This is a genomic window from Shewanella sp. ISS20, from assembly GCF_056522965.1.
Window position 1 is genome coordinate 1 of record NZ_JAWRZK010000003.1, and the last position, 23694, is coordinate 23694.

Genomic DNA, 23694 nt, shown 5'->3' on the forward strand with positions numbered 1-23694 from the left:
ATCCAAAGTTCAACCAAGCAAATTGACAAGCTTTGGCCGGTTAAACGGGTCACTGTGTTACCACGCTACGCCATTACCGAAGATCAAGCGGGTAAGCAATCAGGCTCTGTTGATTTGTATTATTTATTTGAGCTAGGTAAACCGCTCTCGCTGCAAACGCCAGTGACCAATGTTCCGCATCGCCCAATGAAAAACTCGATGAAAATCACAACATTAACTCGCCTAGAGAACGTCACTAAGTTTGCTGAGGTTGACAAAGTGTACGAAGAGGCAATGGTGTGATTGTAACGTTAAGAAAAGGGGTATGAACACCAACGGTACGAAAACGTACGCTAAGCCTCACCGTTGCTAACATTTTGTTTATGATACGGCTAAAGTTACAAATTTTATGCCTGAAAATATTTTTTGAGAAGCAACACATATGACCGTTTGTTTGACATTAATCATAAGCCATTGAAATAGCAATTAACGTACGTTTTCGGTCGAGTGGACTTCAAACCCCCACATGAGGCTCTAGCTCAACTTAACCATGTTTTTTAATAGCAGAAACAGTAAAGGGGGACGCTTGGAAAACGGAAAATATCCCACGCTAAGACTGTTTTTTGTACAATTCAGTATTGACTGTACGTAATGGCCGATATTTTCCGTACCCCAGCTTTACATTATGGCGCCAAACGTAATTGCCACTCAGATTAATATGTTCCCAGCCCAGGGGAGAAAGATGAGCAACTAGTTGTTCATTAATAGGGACACCTTTTCGTTTCAGTGACTCAATGGCTCTTTCTATATATACCGTGTTCCATAACGTGATCGCCGCTGTCAGTAACGTCAGTCCGCTGGCACGGTAACTCTGATTTTCCAGCCCCCGATCTCTGATTTCACCCAGACGATGCATAAAAACCGCACGCGCAAGGGCATTACGGGCCTCATCCTTATTCAGCCCAGCCTGTACCCGTTGCCGCAGACCCGGATCTCGAAACCAGTCCAGCAGGAAAAATGACGATGCAGGTGATTTCTGCGGTTGCTGAGTTTGAACGGGACCTGCTTCTTGAACGCACTCATTCTGGTATTGCAAGGGCAAAGGCAGCAGGAAAACGCTTCGGGCGTCCGCCGGTGTTAAATGAAGAACAAAAACAGAGGGTACTCGAACGAATTCAGTCTGGTGTAAGTATAAGTGCTATTGCCCGGGAATTCAGAACCACACGGCAAACAATTCTGAGAGTTAAAGTAAAACAGCAAATACCTGCTGTTTAAAAAATGGTCTTAGCGTGGGATATTTTCCGTTTTCCAAGCGGACCCCATCTAGGGCAGACTCTAGAAAATGATGGTTATGTTAAAAGAACGGGAGACTTACTGTTTATTCATTTTTCTGGAACTAATGCGCACATCCTAGGTTTCTTTAACCATGGGGCGTGGGTTGATCTAGACCTCATCGAAATTCTCCACGAGAACTGGCCTCAGGAACTGGCTGTTTTTAAATCTGGAAGCAATGCAGCCCCTCTGACTGAGTTAGAATATAAAACACTAAGAAAGATACATGCTAATGCGAACGTAACAGTAAAAGATGGAACTGAATATCTTTGTCCCGGTATGGGGGTGACAGCAAATGGTGCTCCTATATTTGCAGTATTGAATTCGGACAAGGTAATTTTCATGTTTAACAGGGCATTTGAATTAATACGTGAAAATGTTGCCTTGATACTTGAATCAGATCCAGAGCAACGAACGAGTGAGACCATTACGATTGGTATGGAGATTGTTGATACAACGCGTTCATTTGTATATCACATCAAGGAAACAGGTTTTAAATTCACGCTGCCAAGCTAACAAAGCATTGCAGCGGATAAGCAGCTGAATGCGGCGTTAAACCCATAGAAATTTTAATCCGAAACTGACGAGTTAAAGCAACTGGTCTATCACGCTTTTGTCCCAAAAATTAGTTTGAGCGATCTAGTAATGACAACATTTGATAACAAACTGTGGGCTTAGTTAGCTAAAGGCTAGTGGTTATTTAGCCTAAACTTGCTCTGATATCATCGATGGTGATGAAGAGTTTTTTCTCTGAATGTTGAAACGCTTGAAATCCATAGCGTTCATAGAAGTATTTTGCACCATCTTTGGCGTCAACGATAACTACAGGAAAGGCGACGCTGTCACTAGCCGCTAATAGCTTTCGGAGTGCGTCGATAAGCACCCACTCGCCAAAGCCTTTCCCTTTATATCGGTCATCGACAGCTAAACGAGCAATGAGACCACCTGAAGTAGACGATTGGTGCTTCTTCTGTAACTTATCGGGCAATGCCTTTAAGTCAATTGGTGTCATTGTTAGCGTGTAAAAACCAATAATATGTGAGTTGTCGTGATCATCTTCCAAAACGAAAGTTCTGGTGTTGTCTTTCTTTGCTTGCTGACTAGCCATTACTTTTAAATAATTATTGAGAGCTTCGACTCCACAGTTGAATCGGTTTCTATCGTGCTTATCTTTATCTAGAAGCACCGTATTCATCATTGAATTTTACTCTCGTAGCGGTCAGAAGCTATTTTCAATTTAGGATTAGGTGTTGCAGGGCGGTCTAAGGCTTCCATTAACAACATAGCGTCAGCTTGGCTCAGTTTTAGAGCTTGCTCACGATCGATTACTTGTTTGGCTTTTTCAATTGCAGCACTTAAAACAAATGAATTAATACTGGACATGCCAGCAATAGCAGCAGCTTTTGTAAGTAAATCTTGTGTGTCGACATCAACTCTAGCGGTGATGCGAGGCAAAGTAGTAGCCATAATGTTATCTCCTGTTGTGTCAAAATGTCACATGGATATTATGGTCTTAAAGTGTGTAATAAGCAATCGTTGTGTCACTTTGGCACGCGAGCTAAATATTTAAGGTTTCAAGATACTTTTACTAATCTATTACGGTTGAGTTAGTGCAATAGCACGAAGCTTGTTCCATTCCTTTAATGCGCGGGGATCAAATACTAACTTATAGATCATCGAGCGAAACCTCTATCCCCTTTCGAGGGCTCGCTAAACGCTCTTTAACCAAGGAGATCAAGGCTTCATCCTCTGCTGTTAGCAGTACGGGATTAAATGGCATAGCGCCGCTTGTGGCGACATATTCAAGCATTTGCCGCAATGCCTCAGAGGGACTATGGTAATTTATGTCCAGAGTTGGTTATGTTCGAGTTAGTTACAACCAACTGAATAATAAATATGGTCGGGATGCAATATTTGTTGCCGCTCAAGGGATAGCACCAAAATGGGGGATGCGCAGAGACAGATTAACCCCACAATACACAACCAAGTGGAGTGACTTACCAAAAATAAAATGCTGAGTTACGTTAGCAGCCAATCCCCCTAGTCTTTCTCCTGTTTACTCCAAACCTCTATAAAGTGGTTAACCATTTTACTTGCTATCACATCTTGAAAACGTTACACAATCAAAGTTTTTAGCTTCGATTTCGACTCCTTTCCCTGCCAGACAGTCACGAAGTGACAAGCGCCGCAGGCTAACCATCTACACAGAAACACCAATAGCCTAACGGTCGATTAGACAAAATATTCTGTCAGCGCGGCTTTGCTGTTATCTAGCCCCTAGCGATAGCTAGGAAGTGGCTAGGCATTGTTATCCCCTGCTGTTGATGCCTTTCAATAATATTCTTTTATAGTATTTATTTTTTAAGCTCGTAAGAGCTAAAAGAAGGACTCCCTATTCTTACTCCTTTTTCTTACTCCCACTTTGTGTAGGTAATACAAGGCTTATCCACAAGACCATCAGGCCACACTAGAAAACTACGAAAAAGGGGTTATCTACTAAGAGTTGTCGGTCAAAAACAGGGCTGGTGTGAGCGTTTTACTGGTGATGATTGACATAATATGTCAAAAATAATCTGCGGACGTGACAATGCCTCGCGAGTTAACGCGATTAATTAAACAGATAAGTTATTGATGGTGGGGTGAATGATGCCCGTGTGATGCGAACATGTCGCGAGTAGGTCTATGTCCGATAGGGGCGTTATGTTCGCGCCACACGAAGCTCAGGCCGTTTTTAATCGCCTTTTGATAAGATGCTTTAATGCTTCCCAAGATGCTATCGGCAAACACGCCAATCGTCCGTAGAAAGCCTTTAGATAACCACTTATATGAAGGCTCTGAGCGAACGGTAACACCATCTTCAGCGTAAAGCTTAATCTCTTTACTGGTGAATATTTCCATGTTTTCTAATATGGCAATATAGCGATACCAGGTGCTGCTTGATATTGAGTCCCCAAAGCGCCGCGCATATTGCAACATCAACGCATCGTGGCCGGTCGTATCCATGTGGTCAAGTTTAGGCTTGCCCACTTGACCAGACATAAAGTCGCAATTGGTCAATAGCACTAGCAAGACGTTGAATAGCTTACGCCGCCCACGCAATGACAAGGTACGTAACTGTCCATGCTTATCGGTATGGCTGTGCGTAGAGAACACGAGTCTCTTACTGTTATTAATCAGTATTTTGAAGTGAGGTGGTAAACGATTTTTTTTAGTAAAGCCTTCATCAGACGCAATGTAATCCGCTGAACCAACAGCTTTCTTGGTAGATTTTACCAGATTAGCAGCATAGCGGCGCTTTTCACGCAGTTCTCGGCGCTTAGTACGTGCTTTTTCACGTATCGCCTGAATGTGCTTATTGGGAGTGCTAGTGGTTTTCATTAGACACACTCACAATATTCACTAATGATCGGGTTAGGATCGCAGTGCTGTATTGGATGTATCTAGGATTACAAAAGAATAGGTGCCGTTTTACGCAACAATAGCGCTGTTGATTTTTCATTATTAGATTCTCATATGTTTTAGGTTGCTTGGGTCTCACGCCAAGCATTGAAATCTAATGTAATCGAAACTCCAAAAAAGATCAACCAGTGTAATCTACTGAAATTCAGATACAAAAAAGCCGACCCATATGAGTAAGTCGGCTTCTTTGTCGAGTGCTATATAGTTAGATTGAGAGTCCAACACACTCTATGTTTTGAATAGGTAAAAATACACTACATAAAAACTTATGCAGTAAAGGCTCTATGTAGAGCACTTTATACTAAATCAAAACCTAGTCATATTATCTATATCAAATTACAAATTATCAAGTAAATTTATATTTCCAAAGAAATCCAAAAAACTCGACCTAAAACCTCAAACCCTTTGAACTCCTTAATTGAATAGAACTTGTCTGCATAAAAGTTATTACAACTCTTTACTAGCACTCCATCAGGCTGCCTTATAACAAACTTAACAGTAACAAAGTCTTGTTTTTTTAACACATAGACCTTGCCGTCTACGATTTTCGTGTCAGACCTATCAACCCCAACTATCGCCCCATTGGGAATTAAAGGTTCCATACTATTACCAGAAATTTGTAAGCAATAAATATCATCCGCTTTTTTATTAAATAACACGTTATTAGGAATGTTTATCACAGATTGTAGCTCAGAATTAAGCACACCACCACTAAGCGAAATCACCGATAAATCAGGGAAATACGGGACTAAGCAACCAAAACCATCTAGCGTGGATTGACCTGTCGAAGACGACAGAGCTCCATCAGTAAGCCACTCCAACGAGACATCAAAACACTTACTTATCTTTATTAAATGCTTTGATTTTGGCTCAGAAAACCCCCTTTCCCACTGAGAAATGGACGAATGAGTAACCGAAATCATACTAGCGAACTCCCTTAAAGTTAGATTGGAGTCCGAGCGTATCTTTCTTATTTTATCAGCAATTTTTTTCATGCTTTAAAGTATAAGAAAGTGAGCGGATTCTTTACTTTCCTTGTTGGAAAGTTTAACATCCAAAAATAACCACCATGAACTCAGAATTCGCTAAATGCCCAAAGTCACCCACGTAAACATCATATTGAGTGAACAAGAAAACAAGGTGTTGACGGCATCGGCAAGGAAAAACCAGCGAAGCAAAAGCAAAGAAGCTCAAATGCGCATCTCTGACCACTTGAGACGTTTTGAAGAAGCGGGCTTTGTTGAGAAGAAAGTAAAAACCTAATTTTTTTACTCAGTGCGATCAAAAAGCATGATCACACTAAAAAACATAAACGCGCATTGCAGCGCTTTCTAATAGGAAATGATGATGACACAACAACTAACCCAACAAGAACGTGATGATATTCGCCTCAAGGCAGACCTTGAAACCATTCGTTTAGCGGCGCTCATACCAAAATGCTACACCCCTGAGAATCGCAATCTCGCATTCAAAATTCTAGTAACGCTAATCATTGGCGTAATCTTATTTATCCTGTTTTCTTATCCAGGACTGGCCTATGCAGCAGACCCGTTTGCAGAAGCAAAAGATGAAATCACCTCCACGGTAGGCACAGGCTCAACCGTTCAGTTTGGCATCTTAGCTGCAGGCTTAGTGATTGCTGTAGTGACTGGTTTTGTGTCTAAAAACTGGCCTGCCGCTATCGGTGCTTTCGTTGTTGGCATGATTTTCGTGAATGCTGGCCTGAAAGTCGTAGGCATGTAATGGATAACCCACGGCAATTTTTCTCCATCCCTAAGCACCTTAACAACCAAATGACGTTGATAGGGTTTCCGATGGACGAATTAGCGCCAGCTCTTGCCATGTTCGGCCTGCTTTTCACCGCCAACCAAGCGCTTATCGGCATGGCGCTGGCGGCGGTTTGGTTCACGGGAATACGCCGTCTAAAACGTCAGTTTGGCATGAGCGTATTGCGATTATCAGCGTATTGGTACGCTCCGACTGAGTTCAGCAAACCTTTCTTAAAACGCACTCCTGCTGCGTGTCGCAGATATTGGCTGCGTTAAACCTCCTATGTTCGGAGTGCCGCAGTTAGGCGCTCCAAGGAAAACCTTATGCTTAACAGCAACAAATTAGACCTTCTATCTATTACTAAATCCCTTAACTCGCTGCTGCTCATTGGCTTCTGCATTGCCATGTTAAGCAACGCAATATTAGCCACTGTTGTGCTAAAGGCTTACACCAACAAAAGCCGCACGATTACCCCGCCAACAATTAGCCAGGCGTTCACTATCTCAGACACTGGGGTTGATAGCGCGTACTTGCAACAAATGGCGACTTACTTTGCCTTGCTCAAATTGAACGTCACACCTGGCTCAGTTGATTATCAATACAATCAGCTTGAAGGCTATGTGAATGAGCAACGCTGGCACCAAGTCCAACCACAACTCCTAGAAGAAAAAATCGCTATCAAGCGCCAGAACATCAGCAGTCATTTCACGATTACCAAGGCGCAAGTAGCCCTAGGTGACAACATGGTCAAGCTCACAGGCAACCTCAACAAGTATGTGGGCAAGCGTGCGTTACCTACTGAAACCGCCAGTTACATCGTATCAATGGATTACGACAACGGGCAGCTATCGCTACTCGCCATTCAGAAATTAACACCAGAGGAAAAACCATGAACGGTATAAAACGTCACAGACGCCCCTTGCTAGCACTCACAAGCGGCGCTTTATTACTCACTATCACACCTCTGCAAGCATTCGCCAAAAACACACCACCAACGCACTACACATTTAATGACAGTGAAACCGTTCATATTGAGCTTTCAAGCGTGGACATTAACCGCCTCATTGTTGCCAACGACAAAATCACCTCAATAGATTGCCCTCAAGGGTTTTGCGTCATCACGGGAGCAAAAGCCGATAGCTCTGGTGCAGCCAAAATCAATCTCAACTTAGCAGTACCATTCACTGCCTACGTTTCCACGCAAAAAAATCGCCACTTCGGCCTATTCATCACTCCGAAAGCCAAGCCTGCGGTAACGTCTATCTTTACGCCTGAGCATTATCGTGAAGAACAACCCTCTGTATTTGATAAGCAAACGCCTTACACCACTCAAATGACAGAGTTCATTACGCAAATGATGCGCTATCACGCCACTGGCGCACCTGTGAATGGCTACCGCATTCATCACATTGACACCACCAAAGAAGAATTAGCCTACCTAGCCCGTCACCACGGCGCAAAAGGGTTTTCCACTCGTGCAACTTACAAAACCAAGGAGCCAATCGAGCGCCCGACAGGGCTAAGCCAAGAGCCTGCGGTCATGTTTACTGGCAAGCACTTTAACGGGATTATTTATCGCCTCACTAATCATTCACCTGAAAAAATGACGCTCACCACAGCGCAGTTCTACGCGCCAACAGTTCGAGCATCAGCTCTATCCACTCACACACTGCTAACCCAACAAACTGGCTACCTCTTTGTGGTTTCAGGCGGGGAGGCAGGATTATGAGCAACCCACTCACTCAGTTAATGAATTATTTTAAAACCGACCCAACAGGCGACTTTGAGTCAGGGAATGCACTGAACGAAGATAACAAAAAACGCAATTGGTACATTTTCGGTGTTTTCGCAATTATTGCAGGCATTGCCTACCTTGGCCTTGAAGTGTATTTAGCAAGCGGCTCAAAGGCTGATACGACAACAAGAGCCGCCATTGATTTCGGCTCTGTTATCGACAAGGAATTTACAGAGCGCGACAATCAATCAGCATTGACTACGCAACAAAACACTATCGACAAACAACAGCAAATCATTGATAAGCTGGAAAAGTCATTAGCCGCAATAGAAAAGAATAACGCCGATAACGCTAAACAACTGCAACGCTCATTTGAGTCACTGCAACAAAATATGACGGACAGAATTGAGGAGCAACTTGAACAGCAAAATCAATTAGGTGTCATTAACCAGCCAAACAACACGGTCATTGCGCACCCCAATACCGCAGGGACACCCTCAAACGGCAATTTTTTGGGGCAATACCAGTTACCGCCTCGCCCCAGCACGGGTGAACGCTACGATGACGAGTTTAACTTTAGCCCTGACGTTGCGACCCACGCCACCCAAAACGGCATAGATTCAGTATCCCTCAACTGGGACAGCCCAGAGCAAAACCTACCTAAAAAACGCACCCCTGAAAATTATGTTCCAGCGGGTTCATTTGTGACAGCCGTAGTGACAGGCGGCGCAGACGCAAACGCTGGGGTTAATGGTCAAGGCGATACTGTGCCAATGACATTCCAAACCATTAACGCAGGCATCTTACCCAACGGCACACCATCAAAACTCAACAACTGCACCATCATAGGCGCGGCCTACGGTGAAATATCATCAAGTCGCGGCATAGTACGAACGCAACGCCTGAGCTGTGTTAACGATGATGAAATCATTGATATTCCTGTCGAGGGAACCGTCTTTAATTACGGTCGCAACGGCATTCGCGGCACCGCGATTATGAAGAACGGCAAAATTGTGCAAATGGCGGGCATATCGGGATTACTGACAGGACTAGGCGAAACAGGTAAAGCATTAAGCGAAACGACTTCTACCTCTGCGCTTGGCTCAACCACCAGTATTAGCGGTGGTGATGCACTACTAAACCTCGCAGGCTCCGCTACTGCAAGCGTAGGCAGCAAATTGGCCGATTACTACATCAAACTGGCCGAACAATACCATCCGATTATTGAACTCAATCCTGGCAATGTCGTAAATATCGTATTTCTAAAAGGCTTCCCACTTGACCCTGTAGGCATTGCGGAATACGAAGAAGCACTCGCAAACCAACAGCAAGCCCCGCAATCAGCCACCGCGCAAATCCTAAATACCATTAGTAATCCACTCATGGAAAACCTGCCGCCACACATTGCGCCGCCGACTAGCCAAGCCACCCTGAACTTTAACCAGCAAGGGCAGCAGCAACCGACCGTTTCAGCCTTTGGTCGCACGAACTAATTTGAGGAAATCAAAATGAGCACACCACTAACAACTGCCCGTAACTTTCTGAGCCTAACCATCATGGCGCTAACGCTCTCAGGCTGTGCTGCGGGTTTAGATAGCCAATACTCCTGTGACACCGTAGGCGGGATTGGCTGTACCAACATGCTAGAAGTGAGGGAACTCATTGACACTGGCGCATTCAACCCCTCAAACGCAAGCTCAGTCATTCACGCCTTGCCACCATTGCCAGGAAAAGCCCCCTTTGATAGCCCTCTGCCTCGCCGTGACCGTGACGGCTTCCCCCTGCGCACATCAGAAGTCATACAAAAAATCACTGTATTCCCTTTCATCAATGACAGCGGCAATTACGTGGACACGACTGACGTTTACATAGTGTTAGACAAAAGTCGCTGGACAGGTCGCCCTGCGCGCTTAATTAAGAAGGACTAAGCCATGTTAAACAATCTCAAGCGGGACATGTTAGGTGTCATTACATTGATACTTGAGGGCGCTCTCACGCACTCCAACCCCGCGAAGGAGCCGCACGAATGAAGAACATCAAGACTGATTTAGCGGGCTTGTTTGCAGCGAGCAAACACTCGAACAACCACATGCACCAGGAGCTGCCTTATCGCGTTTTTGATGATATAGAGGCAGTGTTTGAAAATGCCAATTCTTTCGGGTTTGGCTTTTCCATATCACTCTTTGGAGGCGCGAACGAAGAACTGATTGAGTCGTTTAATGCCATTATCAAAACCTTCCCAGAAGGGGATAAATGGAATTATCAGTTTGTCTTGGTTGGCAACAATCAGGTGGGTGGCATATTAGAGCAAAATCAAAACTTGCTCAGTGGCCGCAGTCCAATTTGCGACAAGTTCGCCGCCAACGAGACCATTTACGCCAAATACAGCGCAACCAACGGCTTCGCTACTCGACTCAATCGCACCTACCGTTATGACCTGAAAAATTACAACGGCTATTTCTTTGTGTCTACGACTGACTCCAAAGCCGCACTGTTAGATATGCGCCTAGATATTGAGTCAGAACTCACACAAACAGGCATGAGCATCAGCCGCTTGTCTGCGGCTGAATTAATTGAACATTGCCGTGAGCACCTGAATTTCAATCCTGCGCAAGATAGACCAATTAGCGCTAACTACAACGAATATCAACCGATTAATACTCAGGTGCTTAGCCCTGACAGTGAGTTCATTATTAACCGTGATTGCGTTAATTCACGCCATACGCCACTCAATAACGACAACGACACCAACACAACATTGGTCAATCTTGGCCTAAAGTTGTTGCCTAACGACTTTAGGCTGTACGCCTTCCCTAACTGCATAGCATCACTGCAAGCCACCATGAACAACTTACAGTGTCCTCACCGTATAAGCGTGAATTTTTTCATCAACAATACAGGCGAGCAAGAAACCAAGAACGACAGCAAAATCACGTCATTGAACAAAACCGTTAATTCACCAATGCGTCTATTAATGCCCCGCGCAGTGGATGAATTAGCCGAACGAAAAGAAATCCAACTGGGCTTAACCGCCCACGAATTTAAAATTTGCACAATGACTATGAATGTCACGCTGTACACAACGCCAGAGCAACAGCGCGACCATACCAAAAAGGCATTAAACACATTCCGCACAGCGGGACTTGATTTAATCCGCACTAACATGCTGCAAGGCTTAAACACCTTGGCTACGTTGCCGTTTGCCATGAGTGAGGGGTTTATGGGCGACACATTAAAAGCAGGTCTTGGCTTTATGATGAAAACCTCCAACTTAGTGAATTTTCTACCTATCGTAACCGACCCGCAACGCCTCTCAGGGGGCTTATTACTCCCAACCATGCGCCACCAGTTGAGCTTTTTTGACCCGTTCAATTGCGGCAGTGATAACTACAACATCACAGTTACTGGTGGTTCAGGGGCGGGAAAATCCTTTTTTACTCAAGCACTGGTTAAGTCCATTTTTTCCCGTGGCGGTAAAGTGTGGATTTTAGACAAAGGCGAAAGCTACAAGAAACTCACTCAAACCCTCGGCGGCGTGTACTTAAACAAGTCAAAAATATTTCTAAACCCCTTCACTCATTTGGGGAATGTCGTAGAAGTCAAAGAGTCTGGGACGTTTGGCACCATCACCGATGATGACGGCAACACGGTTGACCCTATTACCGTAGTGTTAAGCAACATCACTGCGTTACTGGCAACGATGGCATCACCCAATGAAACACTGTCAGGATTCCAAAGTGCCATGTTAGGGGACGCCATTTTGAACGCTTGGCGAGCCTGCGGCAACAATACGCTCATTGATGATGTGCAAGCTCATTTGTACCAAATTGCGGCAGAAAAAGGGAATGACCGCCGCATTAGCGACATTGCGGCGCAACTTAACAAATATTGCACGACTGGGATTTTTGGCGACTTATTTAATAAGCCCTCAATGTTAGATCCTAATTGCCATATCACCACATTAGAGCTGGACGGCTTTAAAGGTGAAGAGTTGCGCCCAGTAGTGTTTGCTCTGATGGTGGCAATTAACCAGCAAATGTTTTTAGCAGGACAACGCTCTATACCAAAAATCTGCATTATCGAAGAAGCCTGGTCATTAATGAGTGGCTCTAACGAGCAAAGCAAAGAATTTATCAACGAAGGCTACCGCACCGTGCGTAAGTTTGGCGGCAGCTTTACCACTGTAACTCAAGGCGAAAAAGACTTTTTTGCCAACGCCGAATCTGAAGCCGCTATGAATAGCTCAGACATTCATTTCACGTTACGCCAAGGGGATGGATTTAATGATTTTATCGCCTCACACCCTGACCATTTCACCCCCTTTGAGCAGCAAATGATTAAGTCATTCCCACGTGCCAGCGATGCAGGGCATTCGTGCGTCATGCTTAAAGCTGGGGGGCGGGCGTCATTTCATCGAGTCTTTAGCGACCCATGGACTCGCGCCATGCTATCCACTGAACCCAAAGAATTTGAGTGTTGCGAAAAATTGATTAATCAAGGTGTTCCGTTGCTTGAAGCTATTGAGCAAACCGCGCAACAGTTTTATCCCGAGGACATGGCGAAATTCGATGCCGTTTTAGCCGATGCCGCAGCGCAAGAACGCGCAAAACAGTCACCGTTAGAGGACGTTGCTTAATGAAGCCTATCCCCTTACTGGTTATCTTCACCACCCTGCTAAGCATGATTATTGTGTCTGTTATCACGGTATCCGTCATGCCTCCGCGCATTGTGGAGTTCGATATCTACGACACTATCCATACCTTTCAATCTGACTTAGCGCAAACCGATTTATCTGATGAAAAACGTGAACAGGAAATTAAGCGTTTTACTCAAACCTTAGATGTTGTTGTCGCTGAATATGCCAAGCAACACAGTGTCGTAGTTCTCGTAAGTCCTGCGGTGATTAGCGGCGTTAAGGACGCCACTCGTGACATTCAAGACGCGCTGTTGCAGGCACTAAAAGCACAAAACAACAAGCACGCTGGGGCGGCTCAATAACATGAATAAATTCGCGTTCTTATTGTTAGCGCTGTGTCCTTTGCTGCCATTAACTGCCAAACCGTTAGGCGTAGTAGGGCAAGTATTCCCGATTGGTGAAGTAGATATGTTGCAGTGGATTGAAAACCGCCTGCGCACATTGGAGCAAACGGGTGAGCTGGACAGTATGCGCGAACAATTTCAGGAAAATGTCAGGCAGGGCGTAAAGCGTCCGCGCCCCGTGGGATTAACGACAACAACATCGCCCACTACTTTTAGCGTTGACCCAACGCTAACGCTAGCTGCCGATATTACCGACCACAACGGCAAGGTGATGTACCCCAAAGGCACTCAAATTAATCCCTTTGACACTAAAACGTGGCCGTCAATGTCACAAGCGAACCAAGCACAGTTTCAGTTTAATAAAACCTTAGTGTTTTTTGATGGTGATGATCCACAACAAATCGCGTGGGCAAAACAATATCAAACCGCACAAGGGGAGTCACAACTCAATATCAAATGGATTTTAACGGGTGGTGAGCCAGAAGCGGCGCACCATCAACTTAATTCTCGCACGTACTTTGACCAACAAGGCAACCTGACCCGCGCCCTTACCATTAAGCACGTTCCCTCAGTCGTTAAGCAAGAGGGCATAGCATGGCAAGTCACTGAAATTGATGTGTCTCATTTTCCAACATTCATCAAGGAGGCAGGCAATGCTGACCAATGATTTTGAGCAGTCATATATTAATTCTATTCAAGTGATCCATAAGTTTCTAAGCCTGTGGCCTACAGAAAGGCACATTAAGAAACGGGTTCTTCCCAAATTAACGCAACTAAAAGCCGTTGAGCTGCCCTCGAAATTTGATGAACACAATGACGTAATAGATTTAGTTGTCGAGTGCATTAACGCCTTTGTTTATATCGGCAGCTACCACTACCAAACCGCCTTTACGCGCAGTGAATGCAATCGCTTACGGGATACGTCACACCAAAAACATGAGAACCCGTATTTACGCGAACAAGACATTACTCCGCGCTTGGACTACCAAGCCGCCTGCATTGAGCTACTGGAACTCAACAAGCTTGTGACTGCTGCGTATATAGAGGAAATGGATTATGCGGAATTTTAAGCGCGCAACACTAGCACTAGCTCTTAGCGTAATGGGTTCATTGCCTAATGCGAATGCAGGGGCAGCGTGTACGGGGTCATTTGTTAATCCTATTTCTGATATTTGCTGGTCGTGTATTTTCCCAATGAGTATTGGCAGTGTACCGATAATCCCTGGGGGATTGCCAGATACGCGAAACCCCACGTTACCAATTTCTATCTGCCCTAAGCCGCCGCCGATTTTCGTGCAGGTGGGGCTGAATATTGGTTATTGGGAGCCAGACACATTAGTAGATATTACTCGCGTACCGTACTGCATGGTAAACATGGGGCTAAGCCTGGGCAGCAGTAATAACCCTAATATCGGTGGCCGAGTAACCAGCAGGGAAGGGGACAGTTCTGACGCAGGTTTTTATCATGCGCATTGGTACAAGTACCCTGTCATGTTCTGGCTACAGCTCATTATGAGCGCGGCGTGCATGTCTATTGATCAGTTTGACATTGCTTACCTCACAGAAATCGATCCACTTTGGGATGACGATGAACTGTCATTTATCCTCAATCCTGAATCCATACTGTTCGGCAATGTAGCCGCGCAATTGGCCTGCGCGACAGAAGCCGTTGCGACTTCAACCAATAAAGTGCTGCCTTTTGACGCGCTGTTTTGGTGCATGGGTTCTCAAGGAAGTGCTTACCCGTTAACAGGCACCACCAATTACCGCGACACCCCAATTCAGGCCGCGACATTAATCATGGAACGCCTGAATTACAAACTCCACCGCCAAGGGATTGTGTGGGAGTCTCACGGCACTGACGGCGCGATTTGTTATCAAACCCCAATGCCAATTATGCCTAAATCTCGTTACCGCTATCAAATGACCAATGCCATATCTTCGGCAGGATGGGCGCATCCCTACACCACCACAACCGCGATTTGGGAAAGCGGCCATGACAACCCCGTGACCGGCGACAACTTCGGTTTTATTAACTTCAAAAAACGCAACTGCGTGTTCCTGTAGGTGGCGACCATGACAATCAACATTACCGATATTAACAACAAGTTATGCACAAATTTTGTGCATAACTCTGTTTTTTCACACGCTATCAATAGCTTGCTGAATATAGCGCTATTAGTGAGTGTGGTCGCATCGTCATTCACTTATGCCGCAGGTTATAGCGTTGAGGAGCTAAAAGCGCTGAGCGAAAGGGAGCGGCAAGTTCAGCCGATGCCTGAGATTAACCAAGAAGCCTTATTACAAAAAGCGCGGCAGTTTGAACAGCAAAGCAAAAACCAACTCACCGAGGCGTTAGCGACTCTAAAACTTGAAGGTGGCAATCCGCAAGAGAATGCCGCTGGCGTGATTGTCTTTGTGTCCTTGAGTATGCCAAAAACCAGTCTAACGCAGTTGCTCATGCAAAGTGAGCAACTGCAAATACCGCTCATTGTGCGCGGCGTTCAGCCTCACGGTTTTACTGCCACGGTGAAGCAAATGAATGCGCTGATTGATAATAAAAACAAACCGATTAATAGCGGCTTTGGCATTAACCCAAAGTGGTTTACGCAATTTGGGATAACACAAGTTCCCGCATTTGTAGCGATTAAGCCTGGCAAGTGCCAAATGAATGACCCGTGCAGCCCTAATGATTTTGATGTGGTTTACGGCAACGTCTCTATGTATGACGCCCTATCAATCTTAGCGCAATACGGTGAAGTTCCCGATGTTGCTGCCAATGCGTTAGCAAAGCGAGGTTAACCAATGCGTTTATTAACACTGAGCTGGCTCATGGTTGCCATGACTACGCAAGCCAGCACTGAGACTGACTACCGCAACAATGTGCAGTGGGCGAAAGACTCCATAGGTAACACTCAGAATAAAAGCGAGTTTCGCAATTTTGATGTTTATAGTTTTTGCGCGGATGAAACCTGTAAGCAACAAGTCGCCAATCCAAATGAAAAGCGCTATCAGGACAACCCGTCAGCATTAAGTGGTGATGCTGCGCGTGAGGCGGCAAGCAATGAACAATCACAGGCGGTCACCGCATCATTTAATAAAGGGCGACCTGCAATTGACCCTAACGACCCAGCGTACCGCGCCGCCATTGGCTACCAAGACGATGCTTACAATATCAGTCATGGCATTTCATCAAAATATCACGACTGCGAAAAGGGGTTGCGCTGCGATGTAGGTACTGTGGTCAAAACCTGCACCGTGCCGACTAATAACCCCGTGCAATGCTATCTCACGCCAGACGTGAGCGCGATTACTTCATCAAGAGTTGAGCACTCATTCGTATTGTCTGGGGAGTCGCCATTTACTATCAACTTGCCCAACACTAGCGCGGTGGTCACAGGGCTTCGTTTCGCGGGTACGTTCACAACATTTGGCTATCCAACCGCATTAACGGTTGCATTGAACGGCGTAAAGCTTGGCAGCGTTCCTGTCAGTAGCGTGGACAACACCTGCGAATCATTCTTTTGCCAATCGTCAATCAATGGCACGCTCAATGTTGACCATCACCAAAGCGGTCAAGCGGTGATAGTGCATTTAGGTGCCCGTTATCTTGGTGCCGAAGGGGATCACGCTTACGTCATAGACCTGCCTATCACCGTCATTACCGCAGAAAAAAACATTGAGATTGGCACCAGCAACAGTTGCGGCACATTACTGCCTGAATGCCAACAAGTTGCCAGCCAATGCACGGAGGGCAAAGAAACTCGCGTCATTAATGGCGTCAGCGTCACGCTTGATTGCTGGAAGGAGCAACTGACTTACCAATGCAACACCCCTAACACCTGCGCATCCTTGCCTGAGTGCATCAAACAATCGAGTACCTGCGATACGTTGATTGAGGGCGTCTGCATCACCCAAAAAGAGCAACGACAGTGCGAAGTTCAGCAATGCCAAGACGTAGGCTTAGTCTGCGGTGAAGATTCATTTGCACTAAGCGGCGACTTTTACGACCCCGATATACAAAAAAGCACTGACTTTAATAGCGCGGCGGCTGGATTAGCGGCGGTGGGCGAAGCGGGTCAAGATGTAGCGAATGCGGCAAACGTAACGGACGACTCACCTATCATCTTCAAAGGCACGGCCATGTCATGCACCGACAAACCTATTGGTATGAGTAACTGCTGCCAAGATGGTGGCTGGGGTACTGATATTGGCATTACTAAATGCAGTGAAGAAGAAAAAGCGCTAGGGGACGCCAAAGATAAAAAAATCACGGTGAGCCTTGGTCAGTATTGCGCTGAAAAAGTGCTAGGTGTCTGCATTCGCAAGAAGAAATCGTATTGCGCGTTTGACAGTATGCTTGCGCGTATCGTGCAAGAAGATGGACGCCATCAGTTGGGGCTAAATTTCGGCACCCCAAAGCACCCTAATTGTAGCGCTCTATCTCCCAAGCAATTGCAGCAAATCAACATGGATAACATGGATTTTTCAGACTTCTACAACGATATGCTAGAAGGAACAAACATACCCGACCCCAAGGAAATCATCGACAGATTAACGGAAAGTGTAGGAGGTAAACGGTGAGCACACGACTAATAAATGGAGCCTTGATTAAGCGGGTTTTTCGATGGGGAACACAGGCGCTTTTTGCCTGTTTGCCCACAAAAACACGCTTGATTGAGGCCAACAAACGAAGTGCGTTAGTGGTGTTATCGCTATTGCTATTGCTTTTGCCTGCATCATTACCAGTAAATGCTGCCACCAGTGCCGCCCCTGGCTGGCGCTGGTACAACGAGCCTGCGCCCGTAAAAAAACAACCTAAACCCACGCAAGCACCTGCGCCTAGCGTAACGATTACTCGCACTCAAACGCTATCACCTACAGAGCAAATGCAGTCATTCAAACGCTATTATGACGACACAGTGAATGACGCCGTGATTAATCCAAAGGATGCAAAAAAGGTTGAGCGCTCGATGCTGCTTAATCAGTTTGTTACCGAGCAATCATCACAATACGGTATGACCTTTAAAAAGGTGCTACTCGACAACCCGTCATTGTCGTACACCAAAGACCACCCAACAGAGCAAGCGGCAAGAAGCAGCTACCTCGCGCTTGAGCGCAACAAGAAAATCCGCGCAGTCAGAAGCCTTGCCAATGAAGGCTGGGGCTTGTTCTTTGTCTACAAAGGCAATGAGCCGATAGACAAAGCTCTTGCTCCTAGCGTCCAACAATTTGCCACAGAGCACGGCATTGAATTACTAGGCATCACCTTAGACGGCCAGCGACTCACAGCAATCAACAACACCCGTGAAAACAATCAGCATATTACCGTGCCATTTAGCCCCGCCTTGGTGTTAGTCAATCCCGCAACAGGGGTAATGAAACCATTGGCCTACGGCTTTATCGCACAAGAGGACTTGCTCGGACGATTCCTCAATGTAGCGACTGATTTTGCCCCTGATTTTTAATAACTATTTTGTAAAGGACGTTACGATGACATTCATTAAATACACTCTACTGGCAGCAATGGCGCTATTGCTATCGACCAGCAGCCACGCTCAATCTCGCACCTCAACGCACAATCAGCAGGCCGTAAATCCCGCAGATTATGCGTTGGTGTTTTTCTTTCGCTCTGATTGCCCCTACTGCCACCAGTTCGCCCCTAAATTACAGCAACTAGCCGCGCAAACAGGAACATTCACCTACGCATTTTCACTCGACAGCAAAGGCATCCCAGGCTTTGAAGTCCCTATTCCGCCAACGCCCGACATAGCGAGCACCTTTTTTGAAAACCCGCGAAACATTACCGTGCCAGCTACGTTTTTAATTAACGTCAACACTCGCAAATTTGTACGACTCAGTGTTGGTGATGTATCGGCGGCGCAACTGCAACAAAGCTACCAGCAAAGTTTGAATGACCCGCTCGTTGTCGCCAGCCTGCAAGGAGCACAGCCATGATAGATTTTTCCTTGGTACTGAGCTTGTTAACCGTGCTGATTATCTTTGAGTGGGTACTAAAGCCCATTCACGCGCTGCTTAGCCGTCAAATCCATCGCCACTTAACGAGGTGGTGCCAAACTCGTGCAACACTTTCACGCGCACACAAAGAAGGTGAGCACACATGCAATTAATCCAACAACGCACATTATTAGCCACGCTGGTATCAATGAGCCTACTTGCCAGCCCTATGGCGCATAGCGCTGGCGTATCAAGCTCACTAGACCAATTCTTTGATGGTCTTGGCTACGGAACAAACGTCACCAATCCTGGGGCATTTAAAGGCCAAAGTGCCAACTATTACAGCGGCGGCAACCTCTTTGTTCGTAGCACCATCAGGGACGCGCAACTGATTAGTGTTCAAGCGCCAAGCATTGCCGCAGGCTGCGGCGGCATTGATATGTTTATGGGCGGTTTTAGCCATATCAGCTCAGACGCACTGGTTCAGCAAGGGAAGGCCATTATTAGTAACGCCGTACCATTTGCCGTAGAGCTAGCATTACAAACATGGGCGCCACAACTCAAAGCCATTAAAGATAACCTAATTTCAATTGCTGATAAGTACCTTAATCAGTCAATCAATTCATGCGAAGCCGCGCAAGCGGGCGTGTCTGCTTTAGCGGGGTTTACGGGGGCTGGTAGTCAGAAATTTATTTGTTCAACAATGGGGACGCAAAACAACGCATTCGCGGATTGGGTAGCAGGACAACAACAGTGCGGCGCAGGCGGTCAAGCGGATAACCAACTCAATAATGCCAAAAATGACCCTGCCCTTAAAGATATGGTGCGCAAAAATACCAATCTCGTGTGGGCAGCCATTATGAAAAACTCATTCCTGGCAAGCGACCCAACACTGGCCGAATTTCTAATGTCCATTTCAGGCACCTATATTTACGATGCCGCAGGAAACAGCAAGCGTTACGGCTCATTGCTGGCCGACAATAACAACCTCATTAATAGTTTGCTTGAAGGTGGAAAAGCAGAAACATACGTCTGTGACAACAAGGCAGCAGAGCTGTGTATTTCACCCACGCAAGGGAAAATAACCATTTCCAGCACCAAAGGATTGCAGTATCGCGTTGAGACAATGCTCACGTCTATTGCTCAAAAAATGCAAAATGATGTTGCACTGACCAATAATGACAAGGCATTGTTGGAATACACCACGCTTCCCGTCATGGTGTTTTTACGCACGGAGTTAGAGGCAGGATTAGCCCCAGAAACCAAGGCTTACGCAAAAATTATCAGCGTTCAATTTGTCACTATCTACCTGCAAAATATGCTCTCTATTGTGAGAACGTCAATCACTGCCACCAATAACGACCCGAAAGATATTGAACTGATTGAACGCGACATTCTACGCGCGAATAAATTCTTAGATGGACTCACTCAAAAAGCCCAAACAGAAGCGATTGCAGCGCACCAACTCATTATGCAAAGCCAGAAAATCAGAACGCAAATCACTGGGGCTATGAGCGCTAAAGCCAAAAGTAATTTATCGTTTGGGGAGCAATAATCATGGTTGTAGAGATTTTCACATATACCAATGGTGATGTAGCCAAACAAGTAATGAATGCTATCGCCGTGCTGTTCAAATCAGATGGGTTCGCTAGCATAATCCAAGTCGCGGCCATGTTCTCACTGGTAGCAACTAGCTTTCATTACTTTATGAAGCAAGACCACAAAGATATTGGGAAATGGGCAGCCGTTTACTTTGCGGTACCGTTTTTATTCAATATCACGGCCACAGTACAAATCACCGACCTAACCGACCCTACAGGCAACTACCGTGTGGACAATGTACCTATCATTGTCGCCCTCCCTTCTTCGTGGGCTTCGCGCTATATGTATGCCGTCACCAAAACCGTTGAGGACGTGTTTCACGTTCCCAACGATGAACAGTACAGTAAAACAGGCATGATGTTCGGCGCTAAACTGTACCGTTTATCGTCCCACAATGAGATTGAGAACTCACAGTTAAAAAGCTACTGGCAGCACTACATGAGTAGCTGTATTCGCGGTGACATTTTGCTCAACAACAAATACACCTGGAAGCAACTAGCCAATGCTCCCGACATTTGGCAGTTCTTAGCGGAGAATAACCCGTCACCACTGCGAGCAATAAAGATGGGTAACGATTATCCCGTTTGCAAAGATGCGCTACCACGACTGAAAAGAATGTTTGAAGCTGAAAGCGCCCAAAACATTAAACTATTAGGCAGTTGGGTCTATGGCAATAAGGCGACATCAAACGAAGCATTTTTAACATCAAGTATGCAAAACGGTTATCAGAAGTACGCCAATATCAGTAAAAGCGCGTCTCAAATCACATTGCAAAATATGACCATTAACGCACTGCGCAATGGCCTGGCCGATGACGCTGCTATGACCAATAACACAGCAGCGGCCTTTAACTACGCCTATACACAAAACAAAATGCAAACCACCTCAATGTGGGCAGGCATGGCACTGCAAGCCAGGGAGTTTTTGCCGATGCTGCAATCCATCTTGTTCTTATTGTTTAGCTGTGTGGCGTTCTTAGTCGTGGCATTGGCTATGATCCCTCAATTTACCGCGCTGGTGCTCGGTAACTATATTAAGGGCTTTATTTACTTAGGCACATGGCCTGTCATGTTTGCACTAATCAACTTCATTATGACGACACGCTTATCACTGAATACCTCCGCTGTTGCTGATATTTATCACGGCATTACATTAAGCAACACTGACGCCCTGCAAGAAATGCACTCTCGCTATGCGGCCATGACAGGCTTCTTAATGATGAGTGTGCCTGTTCTGATTGTGCCGTTGTTGATGAAAGGCGGCGCGGCAGTAATGAGCAGTATGTCGCACCAATTTGCGGGCATGATGAATAGCGTCAATTCACGCACGTCTGCCAGTGCCGCCAGTGGGGATATAAACCTTGGCAACGCGCAAGTGGATAACTACAGCTACAACAACACTCACGCCAACAAACTGGATACCACATCACTCGACCGCTCTTACGGCAACACGGTACAAAGTGCGAATGGTTATGAGACCACAACCTTCGACTCAGGCAAGCAAGTCATTAACGGCCAGAATGCGATAAGTAGTGGCCTTGAGGCCAATATCAGCGGCAGCAATGTTATGTCCCAATCGCTGTCACAATCAGCCAGCCAAATGACAACCGCCAGTTTAAATGCTGGGGAACAAACCAGCCAGAACATAAGAGCAGCAGCCAATAGCGCTATGTCACTCACGTCTGGAACAAACGAAAATCAAACTTACGGCAGTAACGCCTCAGCAGGTGATAGCGGCACAAGCAACAAAGGTGTGTCTGACTTATCAAGTGTCGTATCGTCTTATGCCAAAGAGTTCGGAGTGAGCAAAGAGGAAGCCATTAACGACCTAACCAGCAGATATGTGGGTGCTGAAGCGGGGATTAAGGTTGGCACACCAGGATCGGGCATACTTGGGTTTGGTGCGTCTGGCTCAGCGACTGTTGGAATGAAAGGCTCAACGGATGAATCAGATTCTACACGACTCAGTGACTCAGAACGTGAAAGCAAGCAGCAATCATACAGCGATCAATTTACCTCTGCGATAAACACCGTAAAATCATTTAACACGGGTGAGCAAGTCGGTGAAACGAATAACAAATCACAAGGTGAAACTACATCATTCTTACGCAGTCTTGACCAGAGTGTAGATAGCGCAAAGACACAGCAATCATTGCTAGCACAAGCGCAACAATACAGTGAAGCGGCTAACCGTGTTGAAAGTGGCGACTTGGCTGTCAATCGCAATCTTAACCAAGATTTCGTAGATCATGTGCAGAAGGATCGACAGAATAAAGGCAAGGGAGATTTTGAGGCCATCGTTCACGGTGATACCGCCGAAACACGCGCCATGCGTGAGCAATACATACAGGAATTTACCCAAAGCGACCAAGTTAAATCCTATGCGGCTCAATTAGTCAGTGGTGATTTACCGCAAAGTCACAACGATGTAAAAAACAGCTACCAAGCACCGCCGCCTGTGGATTTCAACAAAGTGCAGCAAGACAATATCAGTCACCAAGCGTCCATTGATATTTTAGGCCGAAACAGTAACGAACCTATCCAAGATTATTACGCCCAAGCCCAATATGACCGCATTAACGGCACAGCACAACAAGGCGTCAACGAGATAAGAACTGACGTTTACAAAGATGAACCGCAACACATTCACAGCCAAGTGACCAGCATTGACCGTGAGCAGGCACTTGCCGATGCGCAAAAAGAGTACGAATTAGTGCCTTCCGACCCAATACTAGGAAATGCCATGACAGAACAAGAAAAAATGGACAAAAACCAGCGTGTATCTAACCCGTTTAATCCAGGCTCAAAATTATGATTAAC

The 23694-nt window shown here is 45.9% G+C and carries 26 protein-coding genes and 2 pseudogenes; 22 read left to right on the forward strand and 6 right to left on the reverse strand.

The features are described 5' to 3' along the window. A pseudogene (locus AC1HDP_RS18170) lies at positions 1-282 on the forward strand (restriction endonuclease-like protein); the annotation flags it as partial. 307 nt (positions 283-589) lie between these two features. Here AC1HDP_RS18170 and AC1HDP_RS18175 read toward each other — a convergent pair. Then, a pseudogene (locus AC1HDP_RS18175) lies at positions 590-1000 on the reverse strand (Tn3 family transposase); the annotation flags it as partial. Between the two features lie 2 nt (positions 1001-1002). Between AC1HDP_RS18175 and AC1HDP_RS18180 the strand changes: the two are divergent. Beyond that, a complete protein-coding gene (locus tag AC1HDP_RS18180) occupies positions 1003-1254 on the forward strand; it encodes a helix-turn-helix domain-containing protein (protein WP_479639981.1) in 252 nt (83 codons plus the stop codon). A gap of 3 nt (positions 1255-1257) precedes the next feature. Continuing rightward, positions 1258-1827: a hypothetical protein gene (locus tag AC1HDP_RS18185; RefSeq protein WP_479639982.1), complete on the forward strand. Its 570-nt coding sequence runs from the start codon at positions 1258-1260 to the stop codon at positions 1825-1827. Positions 1828-2011: 184 nt separating this feature from the next. Here the strand turns inward: AC1HDP_RS18185 and AC1HDP_RS18190 are convergent, their stop codons facing one another. From AC1HDP_RS18190 to AC1HDP_RS18200, 3 genes are all read right to left on the reverse strand, one after another. Further along, a complete protein-coding gene (locus AC1HDP_RS18190) occupies positions 2012-2509 on the reverse strand; it encodes a GNAT family N-acetyltransferase (RefSeq protein WP_479639983.1) in 498 nt (165 codons plus the stop codon). After that, on the reverse strand, positions 2506-2778 hold the full coding sequence (locus AC1HDP_RS18195) for a type II toxin-antitoxin system TacA family antitoxin (protein WP_140933051.1): 273 nt from the start codon (positions 2776-2778) through the stop codon (positions 2506-2508). Before AC1HDP_RS18195 ends, AC1HDP_RS18190 begins: the two co-directional genes overlap by 4 nt. A gap of 199 nt (positions 2779-2977) precedes the next feature. Then, positions 2978-3163, reverse strand: a complete 186-nt coding sequence (locus AC1HDP_RS18200; RefSeq protein ID WP_479640026.1) for a type II toxin-antitoxin system RelB/DinJ family antitoxin — start codon at positions 3161-3163, stop codon at positions 2978-2980. Here AC1HDP_RS18200 and AC1HDP_RS18205 point away from each other — a divergent pair. Beyond that, positions 3156-3329, forward strand: coding sequence for a DUF4113 domain-containing protein (locus tag AC1HDP_RS18205; RefSeq protein ID WP_479639984.1), 174 nt, complete (start codon positions 3156-3158; stop codon positions 3327-3329). The two genes, AC1HDP_RS18200 and AC1HDP_RS18205, sit on opposite strands and share 8 nt — an antisense overlap. Positions 3330-3936: 607 nt before the next feature. Here the strand turns inward: AC1HDP_RS18205 and AC1HDP_RS18210 are convergent. Both AC1HDP_RS18210 and AC1HDP_RS18215 read right to left on the reverse strand, forming a co-directional pair. Then, positions 3937-4689: a hypothetical protein gene (locus tag AC1HDP_RS18210; RefSeq protein ID WP_479639985.1), complete on the reverse strand. Its 753-nt coding sequence runs from the start codon at positions 4687-4689 to the stop codon at positions 3937-3939. Between the two features lie 437 nt (positions 4690-5126). Continuing rightward, complete coding sequence (locus tag AC1HDP_RS18215; RefSeq protein ID WP_479639986.1) at positions 5127-5765, reverse strand: XRE family transcriptional regulator; 639 nt, start codon at positions 5763-5765, stop codon at positions 5127-5129. Between the two features lie 94 nt (positions 5766-5859). Between AC1HDP_RS18215 and AC1HDP_RS18220 the strand changes: the two genes are divergently transcribed. From AC1HDP_RS18220 to traG, 18 genes are all read left to right on the forward strand, one after another. Further along, complete coding sequence (locus AC1HDP_RS18220) at positions 5860-6033, forward strand: TraY domain-containing protein (protein ID WP_479639987.1); 174 nt, start codon at positions 5860-5862, stop codon at positions 6031-6033. An 84-nt stretch (positions 6034-6117) separates the two neighbouring features. After that, the gene (locus AC1HDP_RS18225) at positions 6118-6513 is read left to right on the forward strand and encodes a hypothetical protein (RefSeq protein ID WP_479639988.1); all 396 of its coding nucleotides are present in this window, start codon (positions 6118-6120) and stop codon (positions 6511-6513) included. After that, positions 6513-6815, forward strand: coding sequence for a type IV conjugative transfer system protein TraL (traL, locus tag AC1HDP_RS18230; RefSeq protein WP_479639989.1), 303 nt, complete (start codon positions 6513-6515; stop codon positions 6813-6815). Before AC1HDP_RS18225 ends, traL begins: the two co-directional genes overlap by 1 nt. A 48-nt stretch (positions 6816-6863) precedes the next feature. Further along, on the forward strand, positions 6864-7433 hold the full coding sequence (gene traE / locus AC1HDP_RS18235) for a type IV conjugative transfer system protein TraE (protein ID WP_479639990.1): 570 nt from the start codon (positions 6864-6866) through the stop codon (positions 7431-7433). Next, complete coding sequence (traK, locus tag AC1HDP_RS18240; RefSeq protein ID WP_479639991.1) at positions 7430-8269, forward strand: type-F conjugative transfer system secretin TraK; 840 nt, start codon at positions 7430-7432, stop codon at positions 8267-8269. The genes traE and traK overlap by 4 nt, the downstream gene beginning before the upstream one ends. Then, entirely contained in the window at positions 8266-9768 is a 1503-nt protein-coding gene (locus AC1HDP_RS18245; RefSeq protein WP_479639992.1) for a TraB/TrbI/VirB10 family type IV secretion system protein, read from the forward strand. Before traK ends, AC1HDP_RS18245 begins: the two co-directional genes overlap by 4 nt. Positions 9769-9783: 15 nt before the next feature. Then, entirely contained in the window at positions 9784-10203 is a 420-nt protein-coding gene (traV, locus tag AC1HDP_RS18250; RefSeq protein WP_479639993.1) for a type IV conjugative transfer system lipoprotein TraV, read from the forward strand. A gap of 98 nt (positions 10204-10301) precedes the next feature. Beyond that, complete coding sequence (gene traC, locus AC1HDP_RS18255; RefSeq protein WP_479639994.1) at positions 10302-12911, forward strand: type IV secretion system protein TraC; 2610 nt, start codon at positions 10302-10304, stop codon at positions 12909-12911. Next, positions 12911-13273: a TrbI F-type domain-containing protein gene (locus AC1HDP_RS18260; protein WP_479639995.1), complete on the forward strand. Its 363-nt coding sequence runs from the start codon at positions 12911-12913 to the stop codon at positions 13271-13273. The genes traC and AC1HDP_RS18260 overlap by 1 nt, the downstream gene beginning before the upstream one ends. 1 nt (position 13274) lies before the next feature. Then, positions 13275-13982 (forward strand): type-F conjugative transfer system protein TraW, encoded by a 708-nt coding sequence (traW, locus tag AC1HDP_RS18265; RefSeq protein ID WP_479639996.1) that lies wholly within the window; start codon positions 13275-13277, stop codon positions 13980-13982. Beyond that, on the forward strand, positions 13969-14385 hold the full coding sequence (locus AC1HDP_RS18270) for a hypothetical protein (RefSeq protein WP_479639997.1): 417 nt from the start codon (positions 13969-13971) through the stop codon (positions 14383-14385). The genes traW and AC1HDP_RS18270 overlap by 14 nt, the downstream gene beginning before the upstream one ends. Then, positions 14372-15382: a conjugal transfer pilus assembly protein TraU gene (gene traU / locus AC1HDP_RS18275; RefSeq protein ID WP_479639998.1), complete on the forward strand. Its 1011-nt coding sequence runs from the start codon at positions 14372-14374 to the stop codon at positions 15380-15382. The genes AC1HDP_RS18270 and traU overlap by 14 nt, the downstream gene beginning before the upstream one ends. 9 nt (positions 15383-15391) lie before the next feature. Then, complete coding sequence (trbC, locus tag AC1HDP_RS18280; RefSeq protein WP_479639999.1) at positions 15392-16117, forward strand: type-F conjugative transfer system pilin assembly protein TrbC; 726 nt, start codon at positions 15392-15394, stop codon at positions 16115-16117. 3 nt (positions 16118-16120) lie between these two features. Beyond that, positions 16121-17899, forward strand: a complete 1779-nt coding sequence (gene traN, locus AC1HDP_RS18285; RefSeq protein ID WP_479640000.1) for a type-F conjugative transfer system mating-pair stabilization protein TraN — start codon at positions 16121-16123, stop codon at positions 17897-17899. A gap of 71 nt (positions 17900-17970) precedes the next feature. Then, complete coding sequence (traF, locus tag AC1HDP_RS18290; RefSeq protein ID WP_479640001.1) at positions 17971-18783, forward strand: type-F conjugative transfer system pilin assembly protein TraF; 813 nt, start codon at positions 17971-17973, stop codon at positions 18781-18783. Between the two features lie 25 nt (positions 18784-18808). Next, positions 18809-19273 (forward strand): type-F conjugative transfer system pilin assembly thiol-disulfide isomerase TrbB, encoded by a 465-nt coding sequence (gene trbB, locus AC1HDP_RS18295; protein WP_479640002.1) that lies wholly within the window; start codon positions 18809-18811, stop codon positions 19271-19273. A gap of 163 nt (positions 19274-19436) precedes the next feature. Continuing rightward, positions 19437-20828 (forward strand): conjugal transfer protein TraH, encoded by a 1392-nt coding sequence (locus AC1HDP_RS18300; RefSeq protein ID WP_479640003.1) that lies wholly within the window; start codon positions 19437-19439, stop codon positions 20826-20828. 2 nt (positions 20829-20830) lie between these two features. Further along, the gene (gene traG, locus AC1HDP_RS18305; RefSeq protein WP_479640004.1) at positions 20831-23689 is read left to right on the forward strand and encodes a conjugal transfer mating-pair stabilization protein TraG; all 2859 of its coding nucleotides are present in this window, start codon (positions 20831-20833) and stop codon (positions 23687-23689) included. Positions 23690-23694: the final 5 nt, after the last annotated feature.